General features: G+C 37.6%; 15 protein-coding genes. 10 read left to right on the top strand and 5 right to left on the bottom strand.

What is annotated here, in order from left to right:
- Nucleotides 1-176: 176 nt before the first annotated feature.
- The 4 genes from katG to DKG80_RS03090 all read left to right on the top strand — a co-directional run bounded on the left by katG (nt 177) and on the right by DKG80_RS03090 (nt 5,286).
- Nucleotides 177-2,420 carry a catalase/peroxidase HPI gene (katG, locus tag DKG80_RS03105; RefSeq protein WP_109829820.1) on the top strand — a complete coding sequence of 748 codons (2,244 nt, stop codon included), beginning with the start codon at nt 177-179 and terminating at the stop codon, nt 2,418-2,420.
- A 249-nt stretch (nt 2,421-2,669) separates the two neighbouring features.
- On the top strand, nt 2,670-3,206 hold the full coding sequence (locus tag DKG80_RS03100; RefSeq protein WP_162555650.1) for a hypothetical protein: 537 nt from the start codon (nt 2,670-2,672) through the stop codon (nt 3,204-3,206).
- Nucleotides 3,207-3,313: 107 nt separating this feature from the next.
- Entirely contained in the window at nt 3,314-4,111 is a 798-nt protein-coding gene (locus tag DKG80_RS03095) for a DnaJ domain-containing protein (RefSeq protein ID WP_109829818.1), read from the top strand.
- Nucleotides 4,112-4,170: 59 nt separating this feature from the next.
- The gene (locus DKG80_RS03090) at nt 4,171-5,286 is read left to right on the top strand and encodes a DEAD/DEAH box helicase (RefSeq protein WP_109829817.1); all 1,116 of its coding nucleotides are present in this window, start codon (nt 4,171-4,173) and stop codon (nt 5,284-5,286) included.
- A 12-nt stretch (nt 5,287-5,298) separates the two neighbouring features.
- On the opposite strand, the gene DKG80_RS03085 is transcribed toward DKG80_RS03090, so the two are convergent.
- Both DKG80_RS03085 and DKG80_RS03080 read right to left on the bottom strand, forming a co-directional pair.
- The gene (locus DKG80_RS03085) at nt 5,299-5,931 is read right to left on the bottom strand and encodes a leucine-rich repeat domain-containing protein (RefSeq protein WP_162555649.1); all 633 of its coding nucleotides are present in this window, start codon (nt 5,929-5,931) and stop codon (nt 5,299-5,301) included.
- Nucleotides 5,897-6,166, bottom strand: coding sequence for a hypothetical protein (locus DKG80_RS03080; RefSeq protein ID WP_162555648.1), 270 nt, complete (start codon nt 6,164-6,166; stop codon nt 5,897-5,899). Before DKG80_RS03080 ends, DKG80_RS03085 begins: the two co-directional genes overlap by 35 nt.
- 216 nt (nt 6,167-6,382) lie before the next feature.
- Here DKG80_RS03080 and DKG80_RS21050 point away from each other — a divergent pair, with 216 nt between their 5' ends.
- The 3 genes from DKG80_RS21050 to DKG80_RS03070 all read left to right on the top strand — a co-directional run bounded on the left by DKG80_RS21050 (nt 6,383) and on the right by DKG80_RS03070 (nt 8,392).
- Complete coding sequence (locus DKG80_RS21050; protein ID WP_162555647.1) at nt 6,383-6,568, top strand: hypothetical protein; 186 nt, start codon at nt 6,383-6,385, stop codon at nt 6,566-6,568.
- A gap of 2 nt (nt 6,569-6,570) precedes the next feature.
- Nucleotides 6,571-7,533 (top strand): sodium-dependent bicarbonate transport family permease, encoded by a 963-nt coding sequence (locus DKG80_RS03075; RefSeq protein WP_109829814.1) that lies wholly within the window; start codon nt 6,571-6,573, stop codon nt 7,531-7,533.
- A 589-nt stretch (nt 7,534-8,122) separates the two neighbouring features.
- Nucleotides 8,123-8,392 (top strand): hypothetical protein, encoded by a 270-nt coding sequence (locus DKG80_RS03070; RefSeq protein WP_109829813.1) that lies wholly within the window; start codon nt 8,123-8,125, stop codon nt 8,390-8,392.
- 4 nt (nt 8,393-8,396) lie between these two features.
- Here the strand turns inward: DKG80_RS03070 and DKG80_RS03065 are convergent, their stop codons facing one another.
- The gene (locus tag DKG80_RS03065) at nt 8,397-10,802 is read right to left on the bottom strand and encodes an endonuclease MutS2 (protein ID WP_109829812.1); all 2,406 of its coding nucleotides are present in this window, start codon (nt 10,800-10,802) and stop codon (nt 8,397-8,399) included.
- Nucleotide 10,803: 1 nt separating this feature from the next.
- Nucleotides 10,804-11,559, bottom strand: coding sequence for a DUF4296 domain-containing protein (locus DKG80_RS03060; RefSeq protein WP_262509891.1), 756 nt, complete (start codon nt 11,557-11,559; stop codon nt 10,804-10,806).
- A gap of 49 nt (nt 11,560-11,608) precedes the next feature.
- Between DKG80_RS03060 and DKG80_RS03055 the strand changes: the two genes are divergently transcribed.
- From DKG80_RS03055 to DKG80_RS03045, 3 genes are all read left to right on the top strand, one after another.
- Nucleotides 11,609-12,487, top strand: a complete 879-nt coding sequence (locus DKG80_RS03055) for a DUF58 domain-containing protein (RefSeq protein WP_109829811.1) — start codon at nt 11,609-11,611, stop codon at nt 12,485-12,487.
- On the top strand, nt 12,480-13,373 hold the full coding sequence (locus DKG80_RS03050; RefSeq protein ID WP_109829810.1) for a hypothetical protein: 894 nt from the start codon (nt 12,480-12,482) through the stop codon (nt 13,371-13,373). Before DKG80_RS03055 ends, DKG80_RS03050 begins: the two co-directional genes overlap by 8 nt.
- Before the next feature lie 80 nt (nt 13,374-13,453).
- Complete coding sequence (locus tag DKG80_RS03045; RefSeq protein WP_109829809.1) at nt 13,454-14,506, top strand: vWA domain-containing protein; 1,053 nt, start codon at nt 13,454-13,456, stop codon at nt 14,504-14,506.
- Nucleotides 14,507-14,601: 95 nt separating this feature from the next.
- On the opposite strand, the gene DKG80_RS03040 is transcribed toward DKG80_RS03045, so the two are convergent.
- The gene (locus DKG80_RS03040) at nt 14,602-16,437 is read right to left on the bottom strand and encodes a DUF885 domain-containing protein (protein WP_221409035.1); all 1,836 of its coding nucleotides are present in this window, start codon (nt 16,435-16,437) and stop codon (nt 14,602-14,604) included.
- Nucleotides 16,438-16,479: the final 42 nt, after the last annotated feature.

The raw sequence follows: 16,479 nt of genomic DNA, 5'->3' as shown, positions 1-16,479 counted from the left end.
GTGTTTTTCCTATTGCGCTTCAAATTCCGTAACTTATAGGTTATGGTAGGTTTCGTATTATCTATAAGAATTCTCTATACGAGAATAAATCCATTAGATAAAATCTAAAAGGTATTGCCTACTGGATTGATTTACTTGTACCTACTTTTTTAAACAACTTATAAATTAATCCTAGAATGAAAGACTCAAATACGGGTACCTTCTCAGGTACGAATACTAACTCAAATGGCGCTAGTAAGTGTCCATTTCACGGAGGATCCATGAAAGAGAGTGCTGGTGGAGGCACAGCTAATAGAGACTGGTGGCCGAATCAATTAAAGCTCAACATCCTAAGACAGCATTCTAACTTATCGAATCCTATGAACGCTGACTTTAACTACAAAGAAGCCTTCAATAGCCTTGATTATGATGCACTTGTCAAAGATCTCGATCATTTAATGACCGATTCTCAGGATTGGTGGCCTGCAGACTATGGACATTACGGACCTTTCTTTATAAGAATGGCTTGGCATAGTGCTGGAACCTACAGAATCCAAGATGGACGTGGAGGCGGTGGTGCTGGTATGCAGCGATTTGCACCACTCAATAGCTGGCCTGACAATGGTAATCTAGACAAGGCTAGAAGACTACTATGGCCTATCAAGCAGAAGTATGGCAATAAAATATCATGGGCTGACTTGATGATTTTAGCAGGAAATCGAGCTTTAGAAACTATGGGATTCAAGACGTTTGGTTTTGGTGGAGGCCGAGAAGACATGTGGGAGCCTGAGGAAGATGTTTACTGGGGACCTGAAACTGAATGGCTGGGTGATAAGCGATATGAAGGAGATAGAGAATTAGAAAATCCGCTAGGCGCTGTGCAAATGGGACTGATCTATGTAAATCCCGAAGGTCCTAATGGTACTCCTGACCCTGTAGCTTCTGGACTTGACATCAGAGAGACATTTGGCCGAATGGCTATGAATGATGAAGAAACAGTAGCATTAGTAGCTGGCGGACATACATTTGGAAAAGCTCATGGAGCAGGTGATCCAGATAAATATGTTGGTCGAGAACCTGAAGGGGCTTCCATTGAAGAACAAGGTTTAGGTTGGAAGAATACTTTTGGTTCGGGACATTCCGAATACACAATTACAAGCGGTATTGAGGGAGCTTGGACACCTACGCCTATTGAATGGGATAATAGTTATTTCGATACACTATTTGGATATGAGTGGCAACTTACTAAAAGTCCTGCTGGTGCACACCAATGGATTCCGACAGCAGAATCGGCTTCTTCAGCTGTACCAGATGCCCATGTCAAAGGAAAATACCATGCCCCTATCATGACTACAGCAGATATGGCGCTAAGAATGGATCCTATTTACGAGCCTATCTCAAGAAGATTTCACGAGAACCCAGAAGAGTTTGCTGATGCTTTTGCCAGAGCCTGGTTCAAGCTTACTCATAGAGATATGGGACCTGTAAATCGATACCTAGGATCAGAAGTTCCAGATGAAGAATTGATTTGGCAAGATCCTATTCCTAAATCAGAATATGAAACTATTGAGGAAGCAGATATCCAACAATTAAAAGAAAAAGTACTTCAATCAGGACTGACCACAGATGAATTAGTCTCTACGGCATGGGCTTCTGCTTCCACTTATAGAAACTCAGATAAACGTGGAGGTGCGAATGGTGCAAGAATTGCCTTAGCTCCGCAAAGAACTTGGGAGGTTAACAACCCTTCACAACTTGACAAAGTACTCGGTACCTATGAGCGTATTCAAAAGGAATTCAATGACGCTCAATCGGGAAACAAAGCGGTATCTCTAGCAGACTTAATTGTATTAGGAGGAACTGCTGCTGTCGAGCAAGCAGCTAAAGACGCTGGTAGTGATATCTCTGTTGGCTTCACTGCAGGTAGAACTGATGCTGCAATTGATCAAACTGATGAAGAGTCTTTTGCTGTACTTGAGCCACAAGCGGATGGTTTTAGAAACTACCTCAAACCTCATCATCGAATCTCTTCTGAGGAGCTACTAGTAGACAAAGCGCAGTTATTAGGTTTAACAGCACCCGAAATGACAGTCCTAATAGGTGGTATGAGAGTATTGAACACCAACTATGATGGATCTAATCACGGTGTATTCACAGATCGTAAAGGAACATTAACGAATGACTTCTTTACCAACTTACTAGATCTAAGTATTGTTTGGACTCCAACAACTGATGATGCAGAAGTATTTGAAGGTAGAGATAGATCTTCTGGAGCTGTCAAGTGGACTGGAACCAGAGCAGACTTAGTATTCGGATCCAATTCCGAATTGAGAGCTATCGCGGAAGTCTATGGATCAACAGACTCAGATACGAAATTTGTGCAGGATTTCGCCGCTGCTTGGACAAAAGTGATGAATTTGGATCGTTTTGATTTGAATTAAGTCTGATTTTACCATTAAAAGGTGAAGACTAAAAGCTTGTTATTTTGAGCGCTAGCGAAACGATTGACACATATCTATATCTTTCGCTTCGCTCAGAATAATGAGATTGTATTTCGATATCACTGACAAATCACCAATCATTGGGCTGGATATCAGACGCTATTGATTAGGGTAGGGAAGTCGAAATGTACCTTTTGTTGGTTCATTACCGTAAATAAATAAGATTATTAACTGTTATTACCATTCAATATGTTACACCTCATCAGTATACAGGGTGAGAGTGCACGGGACTTTTTTATGGAAAGTGCCTTAATCCCTGATTTCAAAGCCCTATTAAGGGCTATCACCTCTGGTAGAGTTATGATTATACCTACTAGATTTCGTTCAGACCTCATTTATAATGCAGAAAGTTGTCTTAATTCTGCCATCATTAAACTCTGGGCATTATACACAGGTACCTGCTTATCTGATATAAGAAATAAAGACATACAGAGCATAGATGGCGATAAACCTTCACTCAATTCTTATTTCGAAGATATGAACGCTCTATCCAGCAATTGGTATAGATATAGGACTTATAGAAAAGAAGTATTTGAACGATATGATGCTGACCGGTACAACCCAGTCATTCAAACAGTACTTAGTTGTGACAAGCACCTTACAAGCTCACCATTGATTCATCGAAAGCCTTTAATCAATGATTTTCAGACCCGTTTGACTTTGCTCAACAAAGACACATTTACTCTCGCAATGAAACTTATCAAAAGCGGAGTTCATGAAAATTGATGAAGGTAAAGTGATGTGCAAATGATATGCATTGCTTAGTAGGGTATAATTTGAAACTTCATTCATACAGCAAGTCATTATCTTAGCATTATAATAATAAGAATGACTTGAGAGAGCACTATCTAAATATTCTAAACCTACATCCGTCGGCAACCGAAGACGAAATAAAATCAGCGTACCGAAAGCTGTCTAAGCGCTATCACCCTGACCTAAATCAAGCTGCTGATGCCAAATCAAAATTTATAGAAATCAAGGAGGCATATGATTACCTTACTTCTCCTCAGCCTAAATATATAGACACTCCTTCTCACTACGAAGACCCAAGAGAGGTATTCAAACGCGAATACATGCGTAAGAAACGAGAAGAAAAAATCCAACAGCAGCAAATGCTTCACCAGATGATGGTTAAGTGTAATAAATACTTTCGATCTGTCGCTGTAATTATTCTTATTTTCAACTTGCTTCTAGCAGCAGACTACCTTCTACCTAGAAAAGAATACTTAGATAAAATCATTGGCTTTAACAAAGTATTCGAACGTTCTGGTGGAGGGAAATACAGTAGTGGTACTAGTCACTATCGATATGATGACATCTACTTTCAGAAATACCAAATGAGATTTGAAGGAGGAGAAATCATAGGACATGGAACTTATTTACAAGAAGCTGTCGTTTTAATCACTCCGATTTTCTCTAAGCCTATGACCGTAATGTTGAATATCAATGGTCATCAAGAAGCTCATCATCAGCTCTACAATATCTACAATTTTTTTGGCTATATCATCCCTGTCACACTATTATGTATATGTCTATTCTTTTACCTTAAACGTCCTTCACAAGCTTTCAATACAAGTATCATTTTGGTAGTTTGTGGGTTATTTGAGTTGGTATTGTTCTTTGTGGTTTAGCGTATCTATAAGTATCCTCTCCTTCATGTAACTTCGCGACTCAAACACGATACATAATCATGGCAATTTCATTTGGAGAATTAGGAATATCAAAGAGTCTACGAAAAGGGCTGAACGAACTAGGTATCAAAGAACCAACAGAAATTCAAGCTAAGGCTATACCGACTCTCTTAGAAATGGAAACAGACTTCATCGCTCAAGCGAAAACTGGAAGTGGTAAGACAGCAGCTTTTGGCTTACCTATCTTAATGAATATTGACCCTGAAGTTCAACAAATACAAGCTCTAATCTTATCTCCTACTCGTGAACTTTGTCAGCAAATTGCCAAACAGCTTTTCAAGTTCACGAAGTATACTGAGAAGATTTTTATCGAGTCTGTATATGGAGGCGCTAAGATCGACGAACAAATCAGACGCCTAAAGAGACCTACTCATATAATCGTAGCTACTCCAGGTCGATTACTTGATCTAGTGGAGCGTAAGGCAATTCAACTTGACGGTATCAACACGGTGGTCTTAGATGAGGCGGACGAAATGATGAGTATGGGATTCAAGAAGCAACTCAACCAAATCTTAGAAATCACTAAATCTAAAAAGCAAACCTGGTTGTTCTCCGCTACTATGCCTGACCATGTAAAACAAATTATCAAAACTTACCTTTCTCCTAAGGCTAAATCTATTGGGGCTGAGATGCGTCTAGAGGCCAATCGAGACATTAACTATCAATACACGGTCTCAACGACTCCCGAAAAGTTTAAGATCCTGCTTTCTTTCCTCAACTCTCAATCAAATTCGAGAGGATTGATTTTCTGTAATACTAAAAAATCGGCTATCAACTTAACCAACCTATTGATCGGAAAAGATGTGTCTGTTGATGTGCTCGAAGGAGGAATGAAACAACTTGAACGAGATAAGGTAATGAGAGCATTTAAAAAAGAACGAATTCAATTGCTAGTAGCGACTGATGTCGCCGCTCGAGGTCTTGATGTGAAGGACTTAGGTTTTGTAGTCCATTATGAGTTACCTATGCATTTAGATGAATTTACGCATAGAAGTGGTCGTACAGGCCGTGCAGGGAACAAAGGTTTAGCACTTTGTCTTGCGGAAGAGAATGAAACTGCGAAAATTAAGTTCTTTGAGAAAGGACTTAATATGAAAATGAAATTAATAAGATAACCACTGAAAGCCTCAGTCCCCCAATGTCAATGTAACTAATGGGGAAAGTCTATAGTCGTATCCAAAGTCTCTAGGTACAGGATTGTACTTCATATCCAATGACCTCATATTAGTTTCTTTGATCAGCTCAGGAAATAATGTAGCTTGATTATCATAGATAAACAACGAACGCAGCTGAGTCAATTTGTGAAATTCCTTAGGAATGTCTTCCAGCCCATAATTATCCAAATGCAACTCGTATAGCGTAGGGACAGTAGCCAATACGTTCATCGTATTTTCTATTTCCAAAAACTCATCATCATTGATATATAATGTATGTAGGTGAGACATTTCCTTGAACTCCACCGGTAAGGTTTTCAATGGATTACCAGAAAGATACAGCACCTCTAAATCTGTCAAAAGCCCCATGGATTGAGGTAGTTGAGAAATATTATCATACCCCAAATCCACACTTCTTAAAGTAGAAATCTCTGCGAGTTTAGGAATAGTTTGATCAACATTGAAGTCTACCAAGTGTGAAAGGTTTATAGACATTAATGAAGGCATCTGTCCTATTGTTTCGGGAAGTTCTGTGATACTTGTTCCAGACAAATTAAGGGACATTAAATTATCAAGATCCGAAATATTGTCTGGATATTTTTTCAATTCTAGTATTTGATAAATCTAGATACTTAAGATTAGGAAATGTAAAGAGTTCATCAGGGAAATTAATCATCGACTCGGAATTCAATTCCAACCATTCTACGGTTTCTGGTTCTAACAACGCCTCGTCCAAACTACGATAATGCTTAAGAGATTGTGATTGGATTTGATGCTGAATTCCAATTAGAAGATAAAGACTTAGACTCAGTTTCAGTAATAGTTTAAAGTATCGTTTCATGCTTCTAATGTTTTGATTTATCAGGATTAACGAACTGATAATGTTTTTGTTAACATCTATCATCATAGAATCTATAAGTTGTCAGCTGTCTGCTATTTCCCCAATTTAGCACCATAACACATTTATCATTGTTAAACGTTTTCATTATTAATATAAATATTGATTAATAAACCAAAAAGATAGTTTTGCGTGACTTTATGTAAAAAAGAAGAAGGCATGAAAAACAGAATACTGAATCGCAAATCCGTTTACATATTGCTTTTGGCAATTCTATCAGTGGCACTAGCCATTACTTATATTTTCTCGAATGGTTTATTTGCTTACCTACTTGAGGCTTCAATCATACTGGCAATGCTTGCCACCATTGCACTATTATCAAACTACTCAAACAATCTCAACTAAATATGGATTTACAACTATTTGCTGACAACTTAACCAACCCTGCATTACTGTTTTTTGTATTAGGAATACTAGCATCTCAAATCAAAAGTGATCTTGAAATTCCAAAGCAATCTTCCAAATTCATTTCACTGTATTTATTACTCTCGATTGGTTTCAAAGGCGGTCAAGAACTTTCGCATAGCACATTTAACAATGAAATCGTGTATGCAGTAATAGGTGGAATAACTCTGGCTCTGCTAGTCCCTGTGTACACATTTTTTGTATTGAGACTTAAATTCAATGTAGAGAATTCAGGTGCTATAGCTGCTGCCTATGGATCTGTGAGTGCGGTTACGTTCGTGACAGCGGTTAGTTTTCTTGAAATGAAACAAATTGATTTTGGAGGTCATATGGTCGCAGTGATGGCAATGATGGAAGCTCCATCAATCATCATAGGAGTTCTCCTTATGCGCATACATTCAACTGAAAGTGACTCTTCGAAAAAAATATCTGACGTCATCAAACACGCTTTGACGAATGGTAGTGTACTCTTGATTCTTGGAAGTTTGGTAATAGGGTTTTTAGCAAGCGACGCACAAGCTGAAGGTATCAAACCATTTACAACAGATATATTCAAAGGGTTTCTTGCCGTCTTCTTATTGGATATGGGAATATCAAGTGGACATAAAATTGGTTCATTACTCAAACAAGGATGGTTTGCACTTGCTTTTTCAATTTTAGTTCCTATTGTGAATGGCATATTCATTGCGGCTTTATCTGGACTATTTCTATCCCAAGATGGAGATCGATTCTTACTGTCCATACTAGCTGCTAGTGCTTCTTATATCGCTGTTCCTGCTGCAATGAGAATAGCTGCTCCTAAAGCCAACCCAAGTTTATACCTCCCAATGGCACTGGCTATCACCTTCCCTTTCAATATCACTATAGGAATGCCTCTGTATATGTATGTCATTCAATGTATCTGATGAATAGTAACAGAGCTAAAGAATATTGTCGAAAATATTGATCACAAGAATGCAATTCTGTTATCCTATTCTATCATCATAGCTTATCCTATTTTGATCCCTTATGCAGGACAGGTTCTTTCCCTTATGCTGGACAGGTGTTGTCCCGCATAAGGGACAAGTGTTGGACAGGTAAGGCTATTATAAAAGACCTTTCAAAAATTGACAAAATTGAATAGATATCGATACAGCTTACTAGTCCTCATACAATGAATCTAATGACTCATGTATAATTACTTTCATAAGAGCAGAATATGTGCTCACTATTGAGCAGACACTCTGCTCAGTACTTAGCAGACATCGTGTCCTTATGTGAGCAGAGTGTCTGCTCTTGTAGGGACTTATTTCAGCGAATTTCACCCTATAAAGAGACGCCGATACTTTCTGATGGTTTTAACCCCAAAAGAACAATATTGACATATTCAATGATAAACCGCGAAACCTACCTTCATCTGACAATCTTAAAAATAGCATCATCGTATGAATGTAGTACAGTAAGGTTTTTGGCTTCTGGAATCAATAGGAGCACAAATCAATCCCAATAAAAAAAATGAATAATAAGCATCTAGATATGTCACTGGAAGTATTCCAGTCTTTAAACAAAGAAGCTCAACTAAGAATATTGTTTTACAACCGGATACCACTGGGAAGTAAAGAGTTCGACCACTTCTCTACAGCGTTATTTTATTGTTTGGGATTATTTGTAGAAGTTGTTTATCACACGGAAACTCTAGAGAACTTATCTATTCATGGCTCCTACGAACCGATTAATTTGGATTTGTACCTAGAGCAAATTGACGAATCTATTTTACAGATTTGATAATCTATTCTTCTAAAGTTACCACTGTAATACCAGCACCACCTCGTTCGACATGCTCATCTACAGCACTTATAATTTTGTGATTACCACGAAGTACGTTTCTGACCAAATCACGAAGTATTCCGTGTCCTTTGCCGTGTAAAATTTTAACCTCAGTATGACCAAGTAGCAATGCTTCGTCTATATAATCTTCCACCTTACCTATGGCCTCTTCGGCACGAACTCCTCTAATATCCAATGTAGGACTGAACATCGCCATCTTCTTATTGAGATCGATCCCCGTAATCTGCTGCACTCTATTTTCAGCTGTCTGTTTATACTGCTTGGACGAGATTTTTTCTACATCCTTCAACTTGACTCTTGAAGTCAGTCCACCTAGCTGCAATTCTAAATCTTTTCCTTTAATGGAAACTACCTCTCCTGCTGCTCCTGACTTTATGATCTTAACCTTATCTCCTACTTTGACTACTGGGTCAATATCTTTGATCGCAACAGCTACTTTAGGAGCTTCTTTTTTCTTAGGCTGACGTTCCAACTTCGCCTCGTGCGACTTAAGTTTTTCACGCGCTTCCAAAGTTCGTTTCTTATCCGCCTTAGATTCTTGAATCTGTTTGATCGTAGCTTCGATCTTCTTATTGGACTCCTTTATGACGCGAGAAGCCTCTTGCTTAGCTTCAGAGATGACCTTTGATTTCTGCTTTTCGAGATAAACTTTAAGATCTTCATAGTCCTTGATACTATCTGCTAACCGCTGGTTTTTTGCCTCTATCTCCTTCTTTTGCTTATCAATATGGTTCTTTTCGTTCTCCAATTCATTGAGCAATCGATCAAACTGAACATGCGAAACACCAGCCTTTTTCTTTGCACGTTCTAGCATATCTTTATCTAGACCGATCTTACCAGCTATTTCCAATGCAAACGAACTACCTGGTTTTCCTATCTCCAATTCATACATCGGTTCCAAGCGTTTCACATCATACTTCATTGCGGCATTGATGATGCCTTTTTGCTTATCTGCCAGCTTTTTAAGATTACCGTAGTGAGTTGTGATAGCACCATAAGTACGCATTTTATTCAACTCAAATAGAACTGTCTCTGCAATAGCTCCTCCAAACTGTGGCTCAGTACCAGTACCGAATTCATCAATTAAGAAAATAGTCTTTTTACCTGCATTTTCAAGAAAGTACTTCATATTCGTCAAATGCGAACTATACGTACTGAGGTCATTCTCTATTGATTGTTCATCCCCAATATCAATAAAGATCGAATCAAAGGTTCCGAACTTAGACCCTTCTCCTACTGATACTGGAATACCAGATTGGATCATATATTGGATCAATCCAATCGTCTTCAAACATACAGACTTACCACCTGCATTTGGACCTGATATCAATAGTATCCTATCTTCTTTATCTAATTTAATATTGAGCGGAACTATTTTCTTACCTGTGGATTTTAAAGACTTCTCAAGAATAGGGTGTCTGGCATTTTGCCATTCTACCAGCTGCTGATTAGAAAGCTCTGGACAAATACAATTGTAGTCGACAGCAAACTGGGCTTTTGCTCGTACAAAATCAATAATCCCAAGCATCTTCAACCCTTTCTTGATTCCTTCAGAATTGATACGAACGTGATCGGTTAACTCTGTCAGTATACGAATGATCTCGCGACGCTCTGCATATTTGAGCTCTCGTACTTCATTATTAATTTCAAGAACTTCAGCTGGTTCTAAATATACTGTCTGTCCAGTAGAAGATTCATCATGTACGAATCCTTTGATATGACGCTTGTGCTCAGCTAATACAGGGATCACTAATCGCCCGTCACGAATTGTTAAACCTGCATCTTCAGGTGTATACCCGTGACCGTTAGCCTGTTTCAATATTTTATTGACAGAAGTCCTAGCCCTAATTTGAGCTTTGGAAATCTTCTCTCTGATTTCCATCAATTCACGACTAGCATTGTCTCTAAGCAGCCCTTTTTCATCAATCTTTAGGTCTAAATGATGATGCAGACCTTCATCTAATAGTTCATTGGAAAAACGCTCAGTGGAAATAGGATACTCCTCTCCATTTTCTTTGAAAAATCTATTGACTTTGATCAGTGTATCCAAAACCAACTTGATATCAAATAGCAAATCCTCATCTAGAAATGTACCGGGTATTTCACATTGTTTGAGATGTGTGGATACATCAATATAACCCGACTGAGGGAAGCCTGTACTGGAAGTCAGAATATGAATAAACTCACGAGTTTGACTCAGCCACTCGTTAATTTTTTTAGTATGACTGGAGATAGCTACCTTTTGCGCATAGGTTTTACCCATATCGCTAATACAATTCTCCTCAAGTATGTCTTTTACTTTATCGAAGCTGAGTTTAGCCTCTAAATCTAATGGGTATGCTCGCAATTTATTTCGCTTCTATTATTTCCTTATTCTCTAAAGAATCTTCAACAATCAATTCCTCTGATAAAGAATCTAATTCCTCATCAAACAGTCCTACCATGCCTATCGAGTCCAAGGTATAACCTAGAGAATCTCCCAAATACTTCAATGAATCTGTCGATATCCCAAGAGTATCAGCCAGTAATTGAATAGAATCTACTCTAGCCAATGAATCAAAATACGCATCATAGAACCCTGTCAACCCTAGCGAATCTAGATTGTATTGCATGGAATCAGTCAAGAAAATCAGAGAATCAACAGATATATCTAATGTATCAGCCAAAACCTTTAAAGAATCCATTCTCAATTTTACTTGTGCAATAGAATCTTGTCTAGCTTCTTCAGCCAACGCTTCCAATTCTTCTTGCTTCAATACGAGCATATTTATTTTCTGTTCTTGAAGATTCAAACTATCTACTATAATAGCATAAATGGCTTCTAGCTCTTTGGGTCTTTCAGCATAGTATGTATAGCTCCTTTCGTACTGATTCTTAGTGACATTATGCTTTTCGAATAAGTCCAGTTGATAGCTATTGAAGATTTTGATAGCCGAGTCCTTTTTACGAATCGATAATTGTTGAACTTTGGCTTCCAAAATGTGAATATCTGTTAAAACAGATACCATTTGTGCACGTGTGAGTATTTTTTCGCTATTTTGCCGCGAACTGCATTGAATAAAAAAGAGCGTCACTAACGCTCCAAAAATGAAGTTTTTCAACATTTGAAAAGTTCTGTAAAAGAATAATTTTACGGATTCAAAAGTACAAGGAATGAAGGACATCCTCAAAAAGTTAAGAAAATACGAGATAAGAATCAGAAAGGCCATTAATTCTCAGATGCAAGGTGACTTTCACTCTATTTTCAAGGGCTCTGGATTGGAATTCGATGACGTTCGTCAATACGCCTATGGAGATGATATCCGAACGATCGACTGGAATGTATCAGCAAAAGGTCATGGAACTTTTGTCAAGACTTTCAAAGAAGAGAAAGAGCAAAGCGTATTTTTCATGCTAGATGTCAGTGCTTCTCAAGAAATAGGAGCCAAAGGACAACAAAAAATAGACGTCAGCAAGGAGATATGTGCACTATTGGCTACGTCTGCTTTGAAAGAAAACAGTCAGGTAGGGCTAATCTGTTTTTCTGATCAGAAAGAAAAATATGTCAAACCCGGCAAAGGAATGAAGCATTCATTTCAGATTGTCAACGAAATCTTTAAACTAAAGCCCAAATCAAAAAGAACCAACATTAGTGCTGCTGTCAAGTTTGCTCTTGGTATGTTCAAGAAGAAAAGTGTGATCATCATGATCTCCGACTTCATTGATGAAAACTATGAACATGACTTGAAAGGGCTAGCCAGATATCACGATTTGGTAGTCATACATCTTAGTGACATTAGAGAAACTTCTTTCCCAAAACTGGGTATTATCCCGATGATTGATAAAGAATCAGGAAAGACTTTCTGGAAAAACACTAATTCTAAATCTTTCCGACAGAAACTTGATAACTCGTTTGGCAATAAGCAAGTCGATTTAGAAGGATTTTGTAGGAGAAATGGGGCTGACTACCTCAATATCAATACTGCTGAGGACTATGTTCCGAAGTTGATTAAATTATTTAAAATCAGAAACAAGGTTAGAAAAAGTGGATAAACGACTTTTAGCCATCATCATTTTCGTATTAGGGATTTCCCAATTAAGGGCTCAAGAAATCAAGCCTCGTGGAGAATTCTTGTCCGACAGTATCAAAATAGGTCAAGAAATTGGCTATGCACTTACTGTTAAGTATCCTAAAAGGCTGCAAATTATATATCCAGACTCTACATACAGTTTTGGATCTTTCGAATTCTATAGTAAGAAGTATTTCGAAACGACGGTAGACAGTACTATGGCTACTGATAGCGTAGTATACGGTATTTCTACTTTTGAAATCGATCCTATTCAGAGCCTACAACTTCCTATTTATATACTCAACGGTGCTGATAGTGTTGAAATAATGTCCAATTTGGATTCGGTCATTCTAGTTCAATATGTGGCTCAAGTTCCAGACTCATTGAGTCTAATAAAGAATGTAGACTACTTCGATGTGGATTATGATTTTAATTACCCATACTTGATGATTGGTCTCGGAATTTTCGCAGTATTAATAATAGGAGCAGCAATTCTCTTCGGCAAGAAGATAAAAATGAGGATTAAACTATATCGAATGAAAAAAGACTTTGAAAGGTTCTCTATCAATCTGGAGATCGGAATTTCAAATATTCGAAAAAACCAATCTGATAAGACATTGATAGAAGAAGTATTGATTGTTTGGAAGACCTATATGGAGAAACTAGAGGATAAACCTTTCACTAAGTACACATCTAAAGAAATTGAAAGAGTTGGTTATGAATCTTTACTTATCGACACGCTCAAAAACATAGATAGGGCTATTTATAGCAATGTCACATTAGAAGAAATTCATAAAAATTTCGAATCATTAGAAGATTTCACTGCGAACAAGTATCAAGAGAAAGTAAATGAGTTAAAATCAGTCTAATTGATTTTAACTCATTATTATATCAAGAACATGTTTAACTCCTTACAACTGGCAATAGGAAAACAATAAACAAATACGAAATGGGTGAGCAATTTGGCAACACATCTGATTGGGTATCTCTGAAGTGGTTTTCATGGTCTATACTTCAGAATTTTCAATGGGAAAATAAGATAGCCTTTTATGGTTTGGCTGGCATTCCATTACTTTTAATCGGTTGGTGGCTATATACTATCCTACAAGGACAAAAACTCTCGGTAGCCTTAATGGAGAGAGATATCAAATGGAGCGCAGAAAGTCTTCTTCGCCACATTCCTAACATCATCCTGCTTATTGTTTTCGCACTACTTCTTACCGCACTGGCCAGACCTCAGAAAACAAATGAAAAAGTAGAACAATGGACTGAGGGAATTGACATCATGCTGTTGATTGACATATCTGAGTCCATGCAAATCGAAGACTTCAAACCTAATAGGCTGGAAGCCGCAAAACGAACTGCCAAGAGTTTTATCGAAGGTCGATTCCAAGATCGTATCGGGCTAGTAGTTTTCTCTGGTGAAGCATTTTCTAAATCACCGTTAACTTCAGACTACAACTTATTAAATACATATATCGATGATATAGATTTTGGTCTAATTGAAAAGAGCGGTACTGCCATTGGAAGTGCTTTAGCGGTTGGTACAAACCGTATGAGAGAATCTGAGACTAAGTCTAAGGTTATAATTCTACTTTCAGATGGAGATAATACGGCTGGAAATATTGATCCAATTATAGCCGCAGAGTTAGCAGACGCATATAATATTAAAATCTATACGATCGCTATTGGTAAGGAAGGAAAAGTACCTTTCGGCAAAGATTTTTTTGGAAGACCTAGATATGTTGAAAACTCTTTAAATGAAACTACACTCAGAGAAATAGCCAAGATAGGTCATGGAGAGTTCTTTAGAGTTTCGGACAATCAAGCACTTGAACAAGTGTTTTCGCTTATCGACAAATACGAAAAAGCGGAGATCAAAGAAAATCGATTCAAGGACACTACCGACTTCTACCCTATCTATTTGAAATGGGCTATTGTATTCTTCCTTCTGTGGATGTTATTAAAATCAACATTCGTAAGTAATATTCTACAAGATTAATTTGCAGTAAGTTCTATTTATAAAAAGTGATAGTGAAACATATATTCAACATTTCACTATCACCCATAGCTAGTCTAAATTGACTAAAAGCCTAATTATTTTGAGCTAATGTAATCGTCTACAAGAGACTCTAAAATATTCAAAGGAACTGCTCCACTTGTCAAGACTACATCGTGAAACTCTCTAATATCGAACTTACTTCCCATTTGTTCTTTGGCTTTAGCTCTCAATTCTAAGATTTTCAACATACCCACTTTATATGCAGTAGCCTGAGAAGCCATTACTATATGACGTTCAACCATTTTAATACACTGCTTTTCACTAGCAGAGGTGTTTTCCTGATAATATTTAATCCCCTCTTCTCTAGTCCATTTTTTCAAATGAATACCAGTATCTACCACTAAACGACAAGCTCTCCATAGCTCCATAGCTAATCTTCCAAAGTCTGAGTATGGATTTGAATACTTCCCGATTTCTTTTGGAACGAGTTCACAATAAAGTCCCCATCCTTCAACATAAGCTGTATATCCACCATATTTTCTAAACTCAGGAATACCCTGTAACTCTTGAGAGATTGTTCTCTCCATATGGTGACCCGGAATTCCTTCATGATATGCCAAAGCCTCCATTTCATACTTAGGCATATTAGTCATATCATATAAATTGGCATAATACGTTCCTGGTCGGGATCCATCAGGCGCTGGAGATTGATAAAAAGCAGTTCCTGCTGATTTCTCTCTAAATGCCTCAACACGTTTTACTATAATATCGGCCTTTGGCTTTGTGATAAACAATGAATCCAACTCCTTTTTCATGTCATCTATGATGACAACAGCACTGTCCAAATACGCTTTCTTACCCTCTTCTGTATCTGGATAATAAAACTGTTCATCGTCTCTCATGAATACAAAAAACTCTTGCAAAGTACCTTCGAACTCTACTTGCTTCATGATCGCTCTCATTTCATCATGTATTCTAGCGACCTCTTTAAGACCTATTTCATGAATCTCTTCTGCGGTCATATCCGTGGTAGTCGTACGTTTCAAAGCATTAGCATAAAAGGCATCCCCTTCTGGCATCTTCCAAACACCATCATCTGTAGTAGCTCTTTTCTCCTGATTAATAAGAAAGGTAATTAACTCATCATAAGCAGGTTTTACGGAATTCATCAAGGCTGCCTCTGCCTCAGCTATTAAAGCTTCTTTGGTTTCATCCATCAATTCGATTCCATTCACTTTTCTAGTAAAGTCCTCAAGCAAAGCATTTGTCCCTTCACCTTCAAAAGGTTTTCCACTAATAACGTTTTTACTATCGTCTATTACTCTAGGGAATACAAACTTAGGAGGTACTATTCCATTGTCTTCCCTTAGCTTTAACCCATCAATTAACTGTTTGAAATATGGTTTTATTCCTTTTAACCTCTCTATGTAGGCCACGGCATCACTAGAATCTGACACTTGATGTATATTGATTAAGAAAGCTGGTGTTCCGGAGTGAACTCCAAACATTTGATTTACTGGATAATCATGTAACCTCCATTTATAATCTGCTATCTGATTCTCCATATTCTCTTTAAACAATCGGTAGCTAATACCTGTTTGTTTATCTAATAACTTGGGATTGATAGAATCTAATAGATATTGAAGTTGTTCTTTTGCTATTTCGATTTCCTTAAGAGCATTTTCTTGAGAAATATCATCCCATTTGTCATAGTCAGTTTTAATTCCCAGATAAGACTGCCATGAAGGTGTTCGATCTAGCAACTGATTAAATGACTTTTCAAAAAAATCATTGGCTCGTTTAGATTCAAGTTCAATTTGCTCGGGAGTCGGAGCTTTCTCTACAGAAGTACAAGAAAGCAATAGAAAGTAACAGGCAAGGATGGTAATAGAAGTAATGAGTTTCATAATTGTGTTTAATGATTTGTTCACAAATTAAGTTTTTATAGAACTATTCACGCAACCAACCACAAT

Origin of the sequence: Reichenbachiella versicolor (genome assembly GCF_003171675.1) — a bacterium.
Classification (GTDB): Bacteria; Bacteroidota; Bacteroidia; order Cytophagales; family Cyclobacteriaceae; genus Reichenbachiella; species Reichenbachiella versicolor.
Note: the sequence above shows the minus strand (reverse complement) of the source record. Positions and strands in the feature narration are given on the sequence as shown.